At 66.6% G+C, this 16,032-nt stretch carries 12 protein-coding genes; 5 read left to right on the forward strand and 7 right to left on the reverse strand.

Going from position 1 to position 16,032, the window contains the following annotated elements:
* Positions 1-271: 271 nt before the first annotated feature.
* On the forward strand, positions 272-1,525 hold the full coding sequence (locus tag VFG49_RS16650) for a Yip1 family protein (RefSeq protein WP_324862578.1): 1,254 nt from the start codon (positions 272-274) through the stop codon (positions 1,523-1,525).
* A gap of 64 nt (positions 1,526-1,589) precedes the next feature.
* Here VFG49_RS16650 and VFG49_RS16655 read toward each other — a convergent pair whose 3' ends face one another.
* Together VFG49_RS16655 and VFG49_RS16660 are read right to left on the reverse strand one after the other, a co-directional pair.
* Positions 1,590-2,183, reverse strand: a complete 594-nt coding sequence (locus VFG49_RS16655; protein WP_324862580.1) for a YceI family protein — start codon at positions 2,181-2,183, stop codon at positions 1,590-1,592.
* 53 nt (positions 2,184-2,236) lie between these two features.
* A complete protein-coding gene (locus VFG49_RS16660) occupies positions 2,237-2,830 on the reverse strand; it encodes a malonic semialdehyde reductase (protein ID WP_324862582.1) in 594 nt (197 codons plus the stop codon).
* Between the two features lie 144 nt (positions 2,831-2,974).
* On the opposite strand from VFG49_RS16660, the gene VFG49_RS16665 reads away from it, so the two are divergent.
* Positions 2,975-3,949, forward strand: a complete 975-nt coding sequence (locus VFG49_RS16665) for a mitochondrial fission ELM1 family protein (protein ID WP_324862584.1) — start codon at positions 2,975-2,977, stop codon at positions 3,947-3,949.
* Here the strand turns inward: VFG49_RS16665 and glnE are convergent, their stop codons facing one another.
* A complete protein-coding gene (glnE, locus tag VFG49_RS16670) occupies positions 3,950-6,802 on the reverse strand; it encodes a bifunctional [glutamate--ammonia ligase]-adenylyl-L-tyrosine phosphorylase/[glutamate--ammonia-ligase] adenylyltransferase (RefSeq protein WP_324862586.1) in 2,853 nt (950 codons plus the stop codon).
* A 216-nt stretch (positions 6,803-7,018) separates the two neighbouring features.
* On the opposite strand from glnE, the gene VFG49_RS16675 reads away from it, so the two are divergent.
* Both VFG49_RS16675 and VFG49_RS16680 read left to right on the forward strand, forming a co-directional pair.
* Positions 7,019-8,908: an LTA synthase family protein gene (locus VFG49_RS16675; protein WP_324862588.1), complete on the forward strand. Its 1,890-nt coding sequence runs from the start codon at positions 7,019-7,021 to the stop codon at positions 8,906-8,908.
* 214 nt (positions 8,909-9,122) lie between these two features.
* Entirely contained in the window at positions 9,123-9,443 is a 321-nt protein-coding gene (locus VFG49_RS16680) for a hypothetical protein (protein WP_324862590.1), read from the forward strand.
* Positions 9,444-9,498: 55 nt separating this feature from the next.
* On the opposite strand, the gene VFG49_RS16685 is transcribed toward VFG49_RS16680, so the two are convergent.
* The 4 genes from VFG49_RS16685 to VFG49_RS16700 all read right to left on the reverse strand — a co-directional run bounded on the left by VFG49_RS16685 (position 9,499) and on the right by VFG49_RS16700 (position 14,674).
* Positions 9,499-11,853, reverse strand: a complete 2,355-nt coding sequence (locus VFG49_RS16685) for a TonB-dependent receptor (protein WP_324862592.1) — start codon at positions 11,851-11,853, stop codon at positions 9,499-9,501.
* A 150-nt stretch (positions 11,854-12,003) separates the two neighbouring features.
* Entirely contained in the window at positions 12,004-12,990 is a 987-nt protein-coding gene (locus tag VFG49_RS16690; RefSeq protein ID WP_324862594.1) for a FecR family protein, read from the reverse strand.
* A complete protein-coding gene (locus tag VFG49_RS16695) occupies positions 12,987-13,541 on the reverse strand; it encodes an RNA polymerase sigma factor (protein WP_324862597.1) in 555 nt (184 codons plus the stop codon). The genes VFG49_RS16690 and VFG49_RS16695 overlap by 4 nt, the downstream gene beginning before the upstream one ends.
* The gene (locus VFG49_RS16700; RefSeq protein WP_324862599.1) at positions 13,541-14,674 is read right to left on the reverse strand and encodes a VirK/YbjX family protein; all 1,134 of its coding nucleotides are present in this window, start codon (positions 14,672-14,674) and stop codon (positions 13,541-13,543) included. Before VFG49_RS16700 ends, VFG49_RS16695 begins: the two co-directional genes overlap by 1 nt.
* A gap of 180 nt (positions 14,675-14,854) precedes the next feature.
* Between VFG49_RS16700 and VFG49_RS16705 the strand changes: the two genes are divergently transcribed.
* Positions 14,855-15,898: a sensor domain-containing diguanylate cyclase gene (locus tag VFG49_RS16705; RefSeq protein ID WP_324862601.1), complete on the forward strand. Its 1,044-nt coding sequence runs from the start codon at positions 14,855-14,857 to the stop codon at positions 15,896-15,898.
* The last annotated feature ends 134 nt before the right edge of the window (positions 15,899-16,032 follow it).

Raw genomic sequence — 16,032 nt, forward strand, 5'->3', positions numbered from 1 at the left:
TCAGGACACCGAGCCGAATATGTTAGCAGGCCAACCCCGTGCAGAGCCGGCGGAGCACCCTGCCCTTGCCGTTGGGCATAGGGCGAGCGGTCGGTGTCAGTGATGGCCCATGCGGGCCGAGAATCGGCGCGCAGCCGGCCGGCACTGGCGATGATGGCAGTGCAGCGTCTTGCCGCGCCCGCTGGGCGGGCAACGTGAAGCGCCCCGGGCGGCGAACGCCGTCGGCCAACCAGCAGCACCACGCTCAACTTCCAGCTCAACAAGGATCGTCATGGACTTCGGAAAGATCTTCGACCGCATCAAGGCCATCCTGTCCACGCCGCAGACCAAATGGCCGGTAATTGCGGCCGAACCGGCGACGATCGGTGGCCTGTATCGCGGATACATCCTCATCGTGGCCGCGTTACCGGTCATCGCCCGCTTCATCAAGGAAAGCGTGTTCGGCTACGGCGCGCTGGGCATGCACTTCCGTGCGCCGATCGGCTACGGCCTGGTCACCCTCGTGCTGTATTACCTGCTGATCCTGGGCGTGGCCTATGTCGTCGCGCTTGTCGTCAACGCGCTGGCGCCCACGTTCGGCGGCCAGAAGGACCCGGTGCAGGCGCTCAAGGTGGTCGCGTACTCATGGACGGCCGGATGGGTGGCGGGCATCGCCGTGCTCATCCCGTGGCTGGGATGGCTCGTCGCCATCGCCGGCGCGATCTACGGCATCTACCTGCTGTACCTCGGCCTGCCGCACACCATGCGCTGTCCGCCGGACAGGGCCGGTGGCTACACGGCCGTTGTCGTCATCATCGCGTTCGTGTTCAGCCTCATCGTGGGCGGCATCATCACGAGCATCGCGACCCACGCCGGCTACGCAGGCCATCGGCTGGGAAGCGTCGAGCTGGACGATGGCCACGGCGGACGCGTCACCGTGGATCCGAACAGCGCGCTGGGCAAACTGCAGGCCATGGGTGAACAGGCCGAGAAGGCCAGCAAAGACCTGGACGCGGCACAGAAATCCGGCGACGCCACCGCGCAACAGGCGGCCATGGCCAAGATGATGGGCCCGGACGGCAACGTGCAGTCGCTGCCGGCGAATGTGATCGAGGCGTTCCTGCCCGACACCCTTGAGGGAATGAAGCGCGCGAATCTTTCTGCCGAGCGCACCGGCGCGATGGGCGTGCAGGTCACCAGTGGCCGCGCGATCTACACCGACGGCAACGGTCATGACATCCAGCTGGAAGTGACCGACACCGGCACCATGCGCGGCATGATGGCGCTGGCCGGCACATTCTCCGCGGAATCCGAGCAGCAGACCGAACACGGCTACCAGAAGACCTACACCAGCAACGATCGCATGGTGCACGAAGCGTGGGACACCGCCAGCAAGAACGGCGAGTACGGCGTGGTGGTGGGCAAGCGCTTCGCGGTGAAGGCGTCGGGCACGGCCGACAGCATCGACCAGCTCAGGCAGATGGTGGCCGCGGTCGATCTCGACAAGCTCGAATCGATGAAGAACGAAGGCGCGGGCAGCCGCTGACGTCCACCCCAAGAAAAAGCCCGCGTTGCAAGGCGCGGGCTCTTTTTTGCACTTGCGGTGCGACTTACTTGGCGGCGCCGGCCTTCGGCACCGAAGCCTCGGTGGTGATGCGCACCTTGATCTCGTCGCTCACGTTCGGCACGTAGGCACCGACGCCGAAATCCGAGCGCTTGAGCGTCGCGGTGGCATCGAAGCCCACGGTCTGCGTTTTCATCATCGGGTGTTCGCCGCTCTTGTTGAGCGTGGCATCGAGCACGACCGGCTTGGTCACGCCGTGCACCGTGAGATCGCCCGTGACCTTGAACTTGTTGCCGCCGACGGCCTGCACCTTGGTGCTCTTGAAGGTGATGGACGGGTACTTGTCGGCGTCGAAGAAATCGGCCTTCTTCAGGTGCTCATCCAGCTTGGACACGTGCGTGTCCAGGTCGGACAGCGGCAGCGTCACATCGACCGACGACTTGGCCGGATCCTTTTCGTCGAACACCAGGGTGCCCTCGCCCACGCCAAGGTTCGCGGTGGGGTTGGAGAAGCCGAAGTGGTTCCAGCTGAACAGGACCATGGTGTGGCCCGGATCCATCTTGTAGGTAACCGGCGCGGCCTGTGCGGTGAAGGCGGCGCCGAGCAGGCCGGCAATAACGAAATAGCGAAGTGCACGCATGGATCAAATCTCCAGTGGTGGATGGGCTGCAGGGACCAGCGGACACAAGCCGCTCAGTCGATCCGGCAGGCCTCGTCGAACGAGAGGCGGGGACTGCGCGGGAACAGGTCACGGCTGGCATCGCCGTAGCCGATGTTGATCAGGAAGTTGGACTTGATGGTGGTGCCGCCGAAGAAGGCCGCATCCACGCCGGCATTGTCGAACCCGGACATCGGGCCGCAATCGAGGCCGAGCGCGCGCGCCGCCATGATCACGTAGGCGCCCTGCAACGTTCCGTTGCGGAAAGCGGTGAGGTCGATCAGCGGCTGGTTGCCGGCGAACCAGCTGCGCGCGTCAGCATGGGGAAACAGCTGCGGCAGCTTTTCGTAGAAGGCGTGGTCGGTCGCCACGATCGCGGTGACCGGCGCTGCCATGGTCTTGGCGCGGTTGCCTTCGGAAAGGAACGGCGAAAGCTTGGCCTTGGCCTCCTGCGACTTCACGAAGACCAGGCGCGCCGGCGAGGAGTTGGCGCTGGTCGGACCGAACTTGGCGAGCTCGTAGAGGCGGTGCAGCTGCTCGTCGCTCACGTCCTTCGGCAGCCACGCGTTGAAGGTGCGGGCGGTGCGGAACAATTGGTCGAGGGCGGCCTCGGAAAGCAACTCGCTCATGGGTATCCTTGGATCGTAACGCGCCCATCTTGGCGCAACAGACCCCCAGTGTAAGCGCGGGCGCGGACAAACTGGACCCAGGCGAATGAAACGAACTGTATTGCCCAGGGAAACAATCAACGCCGTTCGCGAGCGTCACCAGCCATGCTGAAGCTGCAGGGCAACTGCTGGGTGATCACTGACGCCGCCGCCGGCAACCAGCGCCAGGCGCTGGCGCTGGCCGAGCGGCTGGGCATGCCGGTCAGGCATTTGCAGCTGGAGCCTGGCGAGCCCTGGTCCTGGCTGGCACCACGCCTTACCGCGGGCGCCCGGCTCGCCCTCTCCGACATCCAGCGCGAACAGTTTTCGCCACCCTGGCCCACCGTGGCGATCGGCTGCGGGCGGGCGTCGGCGTTGTATACGCGCGTGCTGCGCGAGCTGAGCGAAGGGCGCTGCTACACGGTGCAGATCCTCGACCCGCGCATCGATCCCTCGCACTGGGACACGGTGATCGCACCGCAACACGACCGCTTGGAGGGCGACAACGTGCTGCAGCCCGTGGGATCGCTCAATCCAGTAGATGACGATTGGCTGCAGGACGGTCGCGATGCGAACCCGGCCTTCGCCGAACTTCCTCGCCCACGCGTGGGCGTGCTGCTCGGCGGGCCGCGCAAGGGCGTCACGCTGGATGAGGCATATATCGACCAGCTCGCCAGCGGGCTGCTCTCGCGCCAGCACGCGGAAGGAGGCAGCTTGCTCGTGCTTGCCTCGCGCCGTACGCCGCGGGTATTGGCCGAACGCATGCGCGAGCGCCTGGTGGGCGTGCCCGGTCTGGTCTGGTCGGGCCACGACGACGGCAGCAACCCCTACCCCGGCGTGCTGGGCTGGGCAGATCGTCTGGTGGTGACGCCCGATTCGGTGAACATGCTGTCCGAGGCATGCGCCGTGGGCTGCCCCGTACACACGCTCGTGCTCGGCACGTTGCCCGCAAAGATCGAGCGTTTCCATCGCGCGCTACGCGACGCCGGCTGGCTGCACGATCTCAGCGAGCAGGCCGCGCCGCCCGCCCGACCCCTGCGCGAAACCGCTGCCATCGCCGCGACCCTGTGCCAGCGCATTGCTGCGCGGCAGGCGGGCTGATCAGAACTCGAAGCCCAGCTCCGTCGTCACGTCCTGCACGTTGCCGGACAAGCGATCCAGTTCGCCGTCGCGTGGCGCGATGCGCGAACGCAGGTCCAGCGTGCACGCCAGCGCGCGATGCAGCAATTGCGCGTGAGCTTCAGCAAACAGCCCCGCCTGCCGTCCGTCGAGCAGCGCGGCCTGCCGGCAGGCTTCGATCAAGCCGGCGTTAGCGGTGATGTTGAGCAGGGCAGGATGCTCGAATGCATGCGCCAGCACCAACCCCTGCAGCGCAAACTCGATGTCCAGCAGGCCGCCCTTGCCCTGCTTGATGTCGAACTGGTCCGCGTCGGAGCGATCGCGCTCGGCGCGCCAGCGTTGGCGCATGTTGCCCACTTCCTTCAATACCGAGGCGCGGTCGCGCGGCACCGCGAGCACTTCGCGACGCACCGCCGACAGTTCGGCATGCAATGCGGCGTCACCGGCGATGGGCCGCGCGCGCAGCAAGGCCTGGTGTTCCCACGTCCACGCACGGCTCTTCTGGTAGCCGGTGAACGACTCCAGGCTGCTGACCAGCAGGCCCTTGGAACCATCCGGCCGCAGCCGTGTATCCACTTCGTACAGGCGACCGGCACGGGTGAGCACGGTGAGCCAGTTCATCACGCGCTGCGCGAGGCGCTGATACCAGCGCGCACCTTCGAGTGGGCGCGCGCCGTCGCTCATCGCGTGCGAGCGCTTGCTGTCGTAGACAAACACCAGATCGAGATCGGATGCGAAACCCAGTTCCTCGCCGCCTACGCTGCCATAGCCGAGCACCGCAAAGCCGGAGCCTTCGCCCGGCAGGCGGCCGTGCTGCATGGCCAGCTCACGCTCGGCGAGCGCGGTCACCGCGATGACGATCGACTCGGCCAGCACCGCCAGTCGGCGCGCCGTGGCGACGGCATCGGCACGCCCATCGGTAAAGGCCAGGCCCAGGCGAAACGCCACGCTCGCCTTGAATTCGTTGAGACGCTCCAGCTCCGCCTCGGCCTCGCGCTCATCCAGCGTGGCCAGCACGCGCGTGATCTCGGCACTGATGTCCGCGCGCTTGAGCGGCAATTGATCGATGCGTGGATCGAGCACGTCGTCCAATAGCAACGGCTGTGAGATGACACGCTCGGCGAGGAAGGCGCTTTCGGCGAACAAACGCGCCAGGCGCAAGCGTGCGGCGGGCTGCTCCTCCAACAATGTGAGATAGGACGAACGCCGCGCGACGGCCTGCACCAGGCGGCACAGGCGCAACAGGCATGGCACCGGAGCGGCGCTTTCACGCGCCACCGCCAGCAGGCGGGGCATGAGGCGATCGAGCTGTTCGCGCGATCGCTGCGACATCGCGCGCACGGACGCGGCCTGCGAAAGTTTCTGCAGCTCCTCGGCGACCCCGGTGCCCGGCACGAAGCCCGAGGCTTCCATCACGCCCCCGTCCAGCGTTTCCATGCACGCGCGTTGCCACAGCGCCACATCCTCCACCGGCGCACTGGCCACGCGGCTACCCTGCGGCATCAGCACTTCGCCAAACTCTTCGCTCACGTGCGCGCGATGCCGCGCCAGTTGTTCGTCCAGTTCCTCCCACGACGCATGACCCAGGCCGAGCGCGATGCGCTCGCGGCTGAGGGCATCTTCGGGGATGTCGTGCGTCTGCGCATCGCGCAGCATCTGCACGCGGTTCTCCACGCGGCGCAGGAACACATACGCCTCGCGCAACGCACGGGCGCGCGCCGCGCTGATATGCCCGCGCGCCTCGCACGCCGTGAGCGCCGGCAACAGTCCGCGCACGCGCAGCGAGGGCTCGCGGCCGCCGCGGATCATCTGTGTGAGCTGCACCACGAATTCGATCTCGCGAATGCCGCCCGGGCCCAGCTTCAGGTTGTCGGCCAGGTCCTTGCGCGCCACTTCCGCGTCGATCAGCGCCTTCATCTCGCGCAGTCCGGCGAACGCGGTGTAGTCCAGATACTTGCGGTAGATGAAGGGACGCAGCAGCTCCTGCAGCTCCTTGCCGGCATGGCGATCACCGGCCACCGGGCGCGCCTTGATCCATGCGTAGCGTTCCCAGTCCCGCCCTTCGCTCTGGTAGTACTGCTCCATGGCCGAGAACGGCAGCGCCAGCCGGCCGGCATTGCCGAAGGGCCGCAGGCGCAGGTCCACACGCGCGCAGATGCCATCCACCGTGGGCTCGTTGAGCAGGCGCACCAGCTGGCGCGCAAGGCGCACGAAGTATTCGCTGTTGTCGAGCGAACGCGCGCCGTCGGTCTGGCCGCTGTGCGGATACGCCAGCACCAGATCGATGTCCGAGGAAAAGTTGAGCTCGCTGCCGCCGAGCTTGCCGAAGCCCAGCACGAGCATGCGTTGCAGCACACCGTCGTGGCTGCGGCTGTGCCCATAACGGGCGGCGAGCGCACGCTCGGCCCAGCCCAGCGCTGCTCCCAGCAGCACCTCGTACAACACGCTGGTGGCGGACAGTGTCTCCGGCAGTTCGTCGAGCCCGTTGACGTCGCGAAATACCAGGCGCAGCGCTTCGGCATGGCGGAAGCGGCGCAGCTCCGTCATGCAGGTGGCTTCGTCGTCGGAAAACCTGATCGCGTCGATGCGCGCGCTGGCGTCGCTGCCAGAGCGCAGGCGCTCAAGTCCTTGCGGCGCCAGCAGTTGCGGTTGCCGGAACCAGGTATCGAAGGCGAAGTCGCTGGCCAGCAGCGTGCGCCGGATGCGCTCGGCCACGCCGGCGTCGTCGTGCAGCGGCACGCCCATGGCACGGCAGCGCGCGGCCAGTTCGCTGTAGCGGTCGTCGATCAGCGCACGCAGCGCCGCGGATTCCTGAGGCCTGTGGGGAACGGTCATCGGGCCATTGTGCCGTACTGGCGCTGCCATCGCCGCCCAAGATGACCCGCGGATGACCGGCAGGCCAGTCATCGTGCGCTTCCCGTCGTCTGCATGGCCGCCGCGCGCGTTGGCCTTGATCGTGCCGGGATGCTGCTGCCCGAGCTCCAACAATTGGTTAAGACCCGCGCCGTTACAGTCCCGTGTCCAAGCCATGACAGTCTTCCGCAGGATGCCATGACGATGTCTGCGACCTCATCCCTGCTTGCCCGCTCCGTTGCGGTCCGCGCGGCGTTCATCACCTCGCTCGCGATCATCTTCACGCTGGCTACCGGCCTGATCGATGGAGGTCCGGGCGTGGGCTCGGCCCAGGCGCTCGCCCAGCCGATCTTTCCCATCGCCAATGCACTGCCCGGACTGATGCTGGCCACGCTGCTGCTGGTGCTGACACGTCGCCCGCTGCTGTCGTTCGGCCTGGCCTTCCTGCTCGAGGCGCTGGTCTATGGCGTGAACGCGCTGAAGGTAAGCAACCTCAACACGCCCCTGATGCCTGCGGATTTCCGCATGCTGGGGCAACTGCGGCGCGGCGGATTCCAGCTGCTGGGCAGCTACTTGCCGAGCAGCCCGTGGCCTTATCTCGCGCTCGCCGCGGCGCTCGCGATCATCGTGCTGGCATGGCGCATGGAGCTTCCGCTGTTCGCCCGCCGCACGCGCGGCAAGCGCCTGGTGTCCGGCGTGGCGCTGCTGCTGTTTGGCACCCTGCTGGCCGGCATGCCGGGCTGGATGAAGATCTATGGCGGCCGGCACCTGTGGCTGGAACCATGGTCGGCCACCGCCACGGCGGAGCATTCGGGCCTCGTCAGCTCCTTGCTGATGTTCCACCTCAACCAGGGACACGCGCGCAAAAAGCCCGACGCCGTCGCTGCGCAGCAGCTGATCGCGCAGAGCGACTCCGCGCTGCGCGAGCGCCTGCAATCACCCTCCGGCGCACAGGATGAAATGCCTGACATCGTGGTCGTGCAGAGCGAATCCTTCTTCGATCCGTCGATCATGAAGGGCTACCAGGATGTCGACCTCACGCCCAACCTGCATCGCCTCGCGGCGCAAGGCGAAAGCGGACCGCTGCACGTACCCACCTACGGCGGCGGCACCATCCGCACGGAATTTGAAGTGCTCACCGGCCTGTCGTTGCGCTACTTCGAGGATCTGCAGTTCCCGTACCTGCAGATGAACCACAAGGTCGTGCCCAGCATGGTTCGCGCGTTGCGCGCGCACGGCTACGAAACGGTGGCGCTGCACGGCAACGATCCGGGCTTCTGGAATCGCACCACGGCATTCCGCGCGATCGGCTTCGACCGCTTCGTCTCGCGCTCGGCATTTCCGGTAAAAGCGGCCATGGACGGCCAGTACATGGCCGACAGTGCGATGACCGACGAAATCATGGCGCAACTGAAGGATGCCGGGCCGCCGCAATTCCTGTTCGCCATCAGCATTGAGGCGCATGGACCCTACGACGTCCCGCCGAACGACCTCGCGGCGCGCGATGAGATTGCGGTGCCCGAAGGCGTGACTGGCAAGAACAGGCAGGAACTGCAGAACTACCTCTATCACATGCAGCACGCCGACCAGGAACTGGGGCGGCTGGCGGACCTGCTTGCGCGCCGCGAGCGGCCTACCCTGCTGCTGTTCTATGGTGATCATCTCCCTGCGCTTACCGACACCTACAACACCACCGGCTTTGTCGATGGCAAGGACATGCTGAGCCAGGCCGGCACTTGGCTGCTGGTGGATCCGCGCAACCCGGTACACACCGAACCCGAGGCCCTCGCGTCATGGATGCTGCCCGGCCGCCTGCTGCAACAGGCCGGCGTGCGTGACGACGCCTATTTCGCGCTGACGCAGGTGATCGCACCGCAGCTGGCCGCACTCACGCGTGCCCCCGGCGCACCGCCGGAAAGTGAAGATGCCGGCGAACGAACCGCTGACAAGGACATGTCCAACGTCGCCTTGCTGCGCATGAAGGGCAAGCTCGACGCGTTGCTGCCACGCGCCGAAGTGCAGACCGCCGATGCGTCGCACGATCGCCGCACCACGGCACAACCTGAGGCGGCGGGCGCGCAGCAATAAGTGCGAATAGACGTCCAAAAGCATGAGCAGCGACGCCGCGTGGCAAGGAAAGCAATAGGGCTGAAATCGCCTCGGGTAGCGCGGATTCAGCGATCTGTCTGCCAGCTAAAGGAGACCTTGCCGGTTCAGGTTCCGTAGGGCGATGTGCGTCTAGCGTGGATTCCAGCCGCGAAGCAACGCCTTCGTCGGCATTCCCACACTGGAGGTTCTCCTCATGCGCAAGACCATGCTCGCCGCCCTCGTCGTTACCGCTGCTTCCGTCCTCACCGTCCCCGCCTTTGCGCAGGACGCCGCCGCTTCGGCGAAGGTCTCGGCCAGCGCGAACACCGCGGCAGCGCAGGACGCCGCCGGCAAGACCGTCGACCAGACCACCGCCATGAGCAGCAAGATGGCGGACAAGACCGTAGGCACCACTGAGAAGACCGCTAACAAGGCCGCCACCGGTACCGAGCACGCGGCGCACAAGGCCACCAAGCATGCACCCAAAGCCAAGGCCGATGCGAAGGTCGACGCCGGCGCACAGACGGGCGGCTGATACATTCGCCTTGCGTAACGTAAGCCCCGGGATGTCCCCGGGGCTTTTTTTGTGCTCAGAAATCGTAGCTGCCCGAGAGCAGGTAGCTTCGCCGCGTGCGGATGGGCACGAAGGTTTCATTGAAGTCGTCGGCGATCAGCCGGCGGGCGAGAAGGTTCTTTACGCCCAGCGTCATGCGCCAGCGCGCCGCGCGATAGGAGACATTCGCGCCCACTTCCGCCTGACCAGGTGTGGGGAAATAGGTGGTGTAGTCCAGGCTCTGCCCAAGCGAGCGGCTGCGCGCCAGCACACCGCCGGCAATGCCCCAGCCGCGCAAGGCCTCATTCTGGAACCAGTAACTGACCCATGCGTTGAACCGCTGGCGCGGGGCGCCGGTGGCGCGCGAGCCGTCGTGGTTGCGGATCATCGCGTTGGCATAGCTGCCGCTGAGGTCCAGCCCCGGTGTCACCTGGCCGGCGAACTCGACTTCGATGCCACGGTTGGTCTGGCCAGGGCCGAAGGTGGCGAAGTTCGGCGGCTGCTCTTCCACCAGCAGGTAGCTGTGGTCGAGCATGATGCGATAGGCCGATACGGTGAGGCGTGCGCGCTCGTCGAACAGGTTGAACTTGGCGCCCGCCTCCAGCTGTCGCGACAGCGCCGGCACCAGCGGGCGCCCGTTCTCGCCGAGGAACGACACGGGCTGGAAGCCGTTGGCCGTGCCGGCATACAGCGCAATATCGCGCGTGAGCTTGTAGACGAGGCCGGCGTTGGGCACCCATTTGACGCGGCTGGGCGTCCAGGGATTGCCATCGACGTCATCCGTCGAGACTTCGTAGGATGCGCGGCGCAAGGCCAGCAGCATTTCCCACCGCTCACCCAAGGCGAGTTGATCCTGCAGGAACAGGCCGCTGTCCACCGACCACGGCGTGCCGCCCAGCGGCTGGTTGTCCTGCGGCTGGATCACCGCGGCCACGGTCGGCAGCGCGCGACTGGTGAAGAGGTTATAGACGCCCTCGTCGTACGAATGCAGAAAATCGTCGCTGTGGCCGATGCGCGAGCGCGCATAGTCCAGGCCCACCGTTACGGTGTGCTGCACCGATCCTGTATCGAAGGTACGGATGAGGTCGTTCTGCAGCGAGTAGTAGGTGTCATCGTAGCGATAGGCTTCTGCATAAGCGGAAGTGTCGCCGTCGAGCTGCGGGTCGTAGAGCGTCCAGCTATGCAGGTTGTTGCGCTGGCGCACGTACTGCCCGCGGCTGCGCCAGGTCCATGCGTCACCCACCTGCTGGTCGAGCAGGTAGTACAGCCGGTCAGTCTGGTAGTTGGCGAAGTCGCGCGGGTTGCCCGGAAGCAGGCCGTCCGGCGATGCGGTCGACAAGGTGTCGCCCAGCAGCACCACGTGGTCGGTGATGGGCACGCGGTTGAGGATGCGTTGCGCGCCGACGACCACGTCGGTGCTGTCGCCGCGCCAGCCGATCGACGGCGCCAGGTACGCGCTGCGCTGGTTGCGATAACCCTGCGGCGAGCGATCACCATATTCGCCGGATATCACCATGCGGTAGCTCAGCCCCGGCGTCTGGCCCAGCGGACCGCCGAAGTCCATGCCCGCCTGCGCCTGGCCTTGCTCTCCGATGGTGTAGGTGAGCTCGCGCACTGGCTCGAACTGCGGCTGCTTGATGGTGACGTTGATCAGGCCGCCGAAGTTGCCGCCGGTGGTGTCGCCCAGCACCGACTGCGGTCCCTTCAGCACTTCCACGCGCTGCAGGCCGATCAGCGGAGGGAAATCGCCGGAACCGGCGATGCTGTTGGGCATGCCGTCGGTGAGGCCATAACTGGTGTAGAAACCGCGGATCTGGAACAGCGGCAGGCCATCGGAACCTTCGACGTACTGCACGCCGGCCACATTGCGCACGGCGTCGGCCACGGTGAGCAACTGCTGCGATTCCATCAGGTCGCGCGTCACCACGCTGACCGATTGCGGCACATCGATCATGTCGTTGTCGTTGCGCGACGCCATGCTGTTGAGTGACGCCATGAAACCCACGTCGTGCCCGACCAGCGCATTGGCTTCCACCGCCGTGAGCTGCTTGGCTTCAATCGGCGCCTTGGCCCGCGCGCCACCGCTCGCAGACGTCGCCTCACGCGGCTTCACCACCACGGTGCCTTCCTGCGTGAAGGCGTAATCGAGCCCGGTGCCCTGCAGCAACCTGGCGAGCGCGTCCTGGGGCGTCAGCGTGCCGCTTACACCCAGCGAACGGAATCGCGCGATGGTGCTTCCCGCCGTAAGCACCTGCACGTTGGCCTGCTTGCCGAAATCGATCAGCGCCGTGGCCAGCGGCTGCGCCGGAACCGAGAACGCGAGGGCCTGCCCATCCATCTGCGTGTGCGCGGCGGCAGACGCAACGCCCGGCAAGGCCAGGATCGTCGACATCGCCAGGCTGCCCGCAAGCAACCGTTTCGCACACGCTTTCATGGCACCGGCAACCCGCCCGCTAAAAAAAGCGCGAGTGTGACACGTGGCCGGGCGTTTTTCGCGCCGGAACAACGCGATGCTGGCGAGCTGCCGCCGTACGGACGGGCGTCAGCCGGCACCCGTCCGCTTGCGTGCGTCGGAGAGCACGGTCTGCCCACCCGTTTCGCTCACCTTCAACGGCAGCACCTGGGGCAAGGCCTGCAGCCAGTCGTCGATGGCGTTGGTCTTGACCGTGCCGGTGAAGGTCAACGCGTTCAGGTCATCGTCCGCGATGCGTACCGGGTTGGCGCGATAGCGATTGATGTTGGCCACCACCACCGACAGCGGCTCGTTGTCGAACTCCAGGCGTTCGTGTCGCCAGGCGGCGGCGCGCGCAGGGTCGGCGCTGGTGACACTCATGGCCGCCCGATCAGGGTCGTACGACACGGCCTGGCCGGCCACCGCTTCCAGCCCGTGGGCGGCTCCGGCGGCATCGTCGACGATGCGCACGCGGCCTTCGGCCATGGTGATCGTCACGCGATCGCCGGTGCGGCGCACATCGAATGCGGTGCCGATGTCTTCGATGGTGATGTTGCCGGCATGCACAACGAACGGGCGCGCGGCGTTGTGGACCACTTCGAAATACGCCTCGCCCTCGGCCAGCTCGATGTTGCGCTGGTCGTGGCTGAAACGCGTGGTGAGCCGGGTGGCACCACCCAAGGCCACGCGCGAGCCGTCCTCCAGCGTGATGTCACGCTGCGCGGCCACGGCGCTGGTGTAGACCTGCGCCACGGGCTTGCCGCCCAGCAGCGCCCAGCTCACGTAGCCGGCCACCACCAGCAGCACGGCGGCAGCGGCAGCACCCAGTGGCAGCCAGCGGCGCGGCGCGGCGGGCGCGAACTCGGCCATCAGCCGGGCGCGCGACAGCTCGCCCAGTGCGCCCAGCCGCGCCGCCAGCTCGGTGACGCGCTCGAACGCGCCGAGGTGGTCGTCGTCCTCGGCGATCCAGGCGAGCCATCGTTCCGTCGTGTGCTCGCTGGCCTTGGGATCGCGCAATCGCACCCACCAGTCGGCGGCGATGCGCAAGGTCTGTTGATTCGGGGTCTGGGCCATCATGGCATCTCCGGTTCGTCCATACGCGCCCGGCAATGCGCCAGGGCGTTGGCCACGTGATAGCGCACCATGCGCTCGCTGATCTTCATCACACGCGCGATCGCGCCAATCTCGCAGCCATCGATAGCGTGCATGACGAACGCGCGGCCCGTCTTGGCCGGCAGTTCGCGCAGTGCCTCGCGCAGGGCCTGCAATTGGCTGGTGGCCGCGGCATGGCGCTCGGGAATGGGCGCCAGGTGCAGGTCTTCATCGGGTGGTTGCAGCGGGTTGTCTGCGCGCACCTGGCGCATGCGCAGCCGGTCGACCGCCAGGTTGGACGCGATGCGAAACAGATAGGCACGCAGCGAATCCACCTGGTCGGGCCGCTCCAGCGTCACCAGGCGCACGTAGGCCTCCTGCGCCACTTCCTGCGCATCGGACAGGGAGTTGAGCTTGCACTGCAGATAGGCCACCAACGCGCGGTTGTGCTCGCGAAAGAGTTCCGCGAGGCGCAAGGCGTGTGCAGGGTCCAGGTTCACGCCGGCGTTGCCGGGGGCGTCGACTCTTCGATCCACTAGGCTTCCTCGGACACTTCCGGAAGCGAAAACAGCGATTCTACCGCCGCCTGCGCCTGCGCTACGTCGCGCCACCACGGCAGCGGCCGCAGGGCATTGTTCAACAACTGCACCGCCTGCCAACGCAGCAACGCGCGACGACGAAAGGCAGCGCGATGCTTGCTCTCCACCTGCGCCTCGGGCCGGTGATGCAGGGTGTGTGGCAGCAGGAACCAACCGTCACCCAGCGACACGCCACCCTGCTCGCGCCAGAAGCTGTCGTAGTCGGCGAGGAAACGCGTGCGATCGCGCAAGGGATGCGCGTCGTTGCCGACGGCCAGGATGCGACGCGTGCCGCATTGCCCGGCCAACGCATAGGCCAGCGCGAGCAGCAACTGCTTGGGCCGCATGCCATGCATCTGGCGCGTGAGCACCCGCACATGTTCGCGCGCCTGCGGGCCGTCCGGTCCCTGCAGCGATCCGATGGCCATGGTGTGGCGATCGATGAAGGTGACTACCAGACGATACAGCGTGCGCGCGTCGGCATCGCTCAGTTCGAGGGTCAGCTCGCCTTCGCATCCCAGGGGAATGGATGGCCTCAGATGCAGCTGCAAGGTACTGCCATCGCGCAGGATCAGCTCGCCCAGTGTCGCGCGGCCGTGCACGTAAACCGCTTCGAACAAGGCCTCCGGCCAGGCCGCAAGCGTCAGCTCGTAGTGGTGGCGCAATGCATGCAGCCTTTCCCGGCCGCTCCAGTGACGATGGATGAAGCGATGCAGGTGACGCTCCTGCAGGCGTGGATCGCCCGACACGCAGGCACGCATCAGCGGATGCGATCGGAGGAACGCCAGGAACCCATGGTGCAAGGCCGGCAGCGAAGCGGCACGTAGCAGGTAAAGGCCGGCCCTGGCGACCCGCTGCACGGCATGTCCCTGCCAGTCATGGCGTCCGCGCAGCGAATGCCACCATCGCGCGTGGGAGTTGCCATCCGTGGCGGCTCTCTCCCGTTGTCCAGCCATCGACGGGCGCACGGGCCTCGCCAGATGCAGTTCGCGCTCCAGGGAGCGCTGCGCCGCGAACGCGCAGCCGCTTGCCGCGAACACCAGGTTGGCGTCCAGAGGTTCCTCCCCCGGCTGAAGATTCCGTTCGTTCAAGGCGCGCGTTCCCGCGTGATGGCCGTAACAGGAACAAAGACGTTTGACGGCGCGGAAACGGAAATCGGTGACCGGCAGGCGCATCGCCATGGACGTTGCAAGGCCTGGGGCAGATGGATTTAATGCGGTTTGATCGCCCCGCCGGCGATGCCCCGTACCAGCTAGAGCAAGGCTTACTCAATGTTGCAGACGCCGCCTGTTTCCTCGCCGACGTTCGATTTCGTGGGCAGGCTTGCCGAATCGGTTACCCAGGCCCGCACGCTCGAGGAACTGGTGCGCCCCCTGCTGGAGCTGCTGCAGGCCGTGACCGGCCTGGAGTCCACCTACCTCACCACGATCGACACCGGACTGGGCGTTCAGCACATCCTGTATGCCCGCAACACCCAGCGCCTGCAGATTCCCGAAGGCCTGGACGTGCCGTGGGAAGGCACGCTGTGCAAGCGAGCCCTGGAGGAAGGACGACCCTATACTGACGATGTCGCCAACTGCTGGGCCGACTCGGCGCCTGCACGCGAACTGGGCATCGCCACCTACGCCAGCACGCCCGTATGCATGGAAGACGGCAGCATCTACGGCACGCTGTGCGCTGCCAGCGGCGAGCGCAAGCCATTGGCGGAGGGCGCCGAGCAGGTGCTGCGCATGTTCTCCCAGCTGATCAGCCAGCAGATCGAACGCGAACGTCTGCTGCATGCCCTGCAGGAAGCCAACAACACGCTGGCCGTGAGCGCGCTGACCGACGCCACCACGCATCTGCCCAACCGGCGTGCATTGATGGACGAACTCGGCCGCCGGCTTGCAGCGCTAGCCCAGGGTCAACGCGGACTGATCGTGGGCTTCATCGACCTGGACCGCTTCAAGGCGATCAACGATGAATATGGCCACGATGCCGGCGACCAGTTCCTGCGCGCGATCGGCGGACGGCTGCAGGGCGCGATGCGCGGGGGAGATTTCGTGGCGAGACTGGGCGGCGACGAATTCGTCATGCTTTCCAGCCCGCCACTCGGCGACGCGATGGACGTGGTCGGCATCCTTCATGGGCGCCTGCAAGCGGCCACCACCGGCCGCTTCCACCTCGATGGCGTCGTGATCGAATACGCAGGCCCCAGCATTGGGGTGATCGTCGCCGCGCCCGATGCGCGCGACCCCGAGGCACTGCTCGCCCAGGCCGATGCTGCCATGTACGCCGCCAAACGCGAGCGGCGTGGCACAGACGCGCGCCGCTGACAGCCACCTGCCGGCAACGTCATCGCCGCTGCCGGGGCCGGTTTCCGCCAGATCCTGATGCAGCACGGACAAGCCGGCGTTCGCGCGCGAGGACCGTGCGCGCCCGAGGAAAATCGGATCGAAGCCGGCCACCC

The organism is Dyella sp., assembly GCF_035685885.1.
GTDB lineage: Bacteria > Pseudomonadota > Gammaproteobacteria > Xanthomonadales > Rhodanobacteraceae > Dyella.

What these genes read in the sequence shown, in the direction of transcription:
- VFG49_RS16675 (WP_324862588.1), top strand. Translation starts at nt 7,019, where the DNA reads ATGACGATGTCTGCGACCTCATCCCTGCTTGCCCGCTCCGTTGCGGTC.
- VFG49_RS16660 (WP_324862582.1), bottom strand. Translation starts at nt 2,830, where the DNA reads ATGAGCGAGTTGCTTTCCGAGGCCGCCCTCGACCAATTGTTCCGCACC.
- VFG49_RS16655 (WP_324862580.1), bottom strand. Translation starts at nt 2,183, where the DNA reads ATGCGTGCACTTCGCTATTTCGTTATTGCCGGCCTGCTCGGCGCCGCC.
- VFG49_RS16705 (WP_324862601.1), top strand. Translation starts at nt 14,855, where the DNA reads ATGTTGCAGACGCCGCCTGTTTCCTCGCCGACGTTCGATTTCGTGGGC.
- VFG49_RS16665 (WP_324862584.1), top strand. Translation starts at nt 2,975, where the DNA reads ATGCTGAAGCTGCAGGGCAACTGCTGGGTGATCACTGACGCCGCCGCC.
- glnE (WP_324862586.1), bottom strand. Translation starts at nt 6,802, where the DNA reads ATGACCGTTCCCCACAGGCCTCAGGAATCCGCGGCGCTGCGTGCGCTG.
- VFG49_RS16650 (WP_324862578.1), top strand. Translation starts at nt 272, where the DNA reads ATGGACTTCGGAAAGATCTTCGACCGCATCAAGGCCATCCTGTCCACG.
- VFG49_RS16680 (WP_324862590.1), top strand. Translation starts at nt 9,123, where the DNA reads ATGCGCAAGACCATGCTCGCCGCCCTCGTCGTTACCGCTGCTTCCGTC.
- VFG49_RS16690 (WP_324862594.1), bottom strand. Translation starts at nt 12,990, where the DNA reads ATGATGGCCCAGACCCCGAATCAACAGACCTTGCGCATCGCCGCCGAC.
- VFG49_RS16685 (WP_324862592.1), bottom strand. Translation starts at nt 11,853, where the DNA reads ATGTCGACGATCCTGGCCTTGCCGGGCGTTGCGTCTGCCGCCGCGCAC.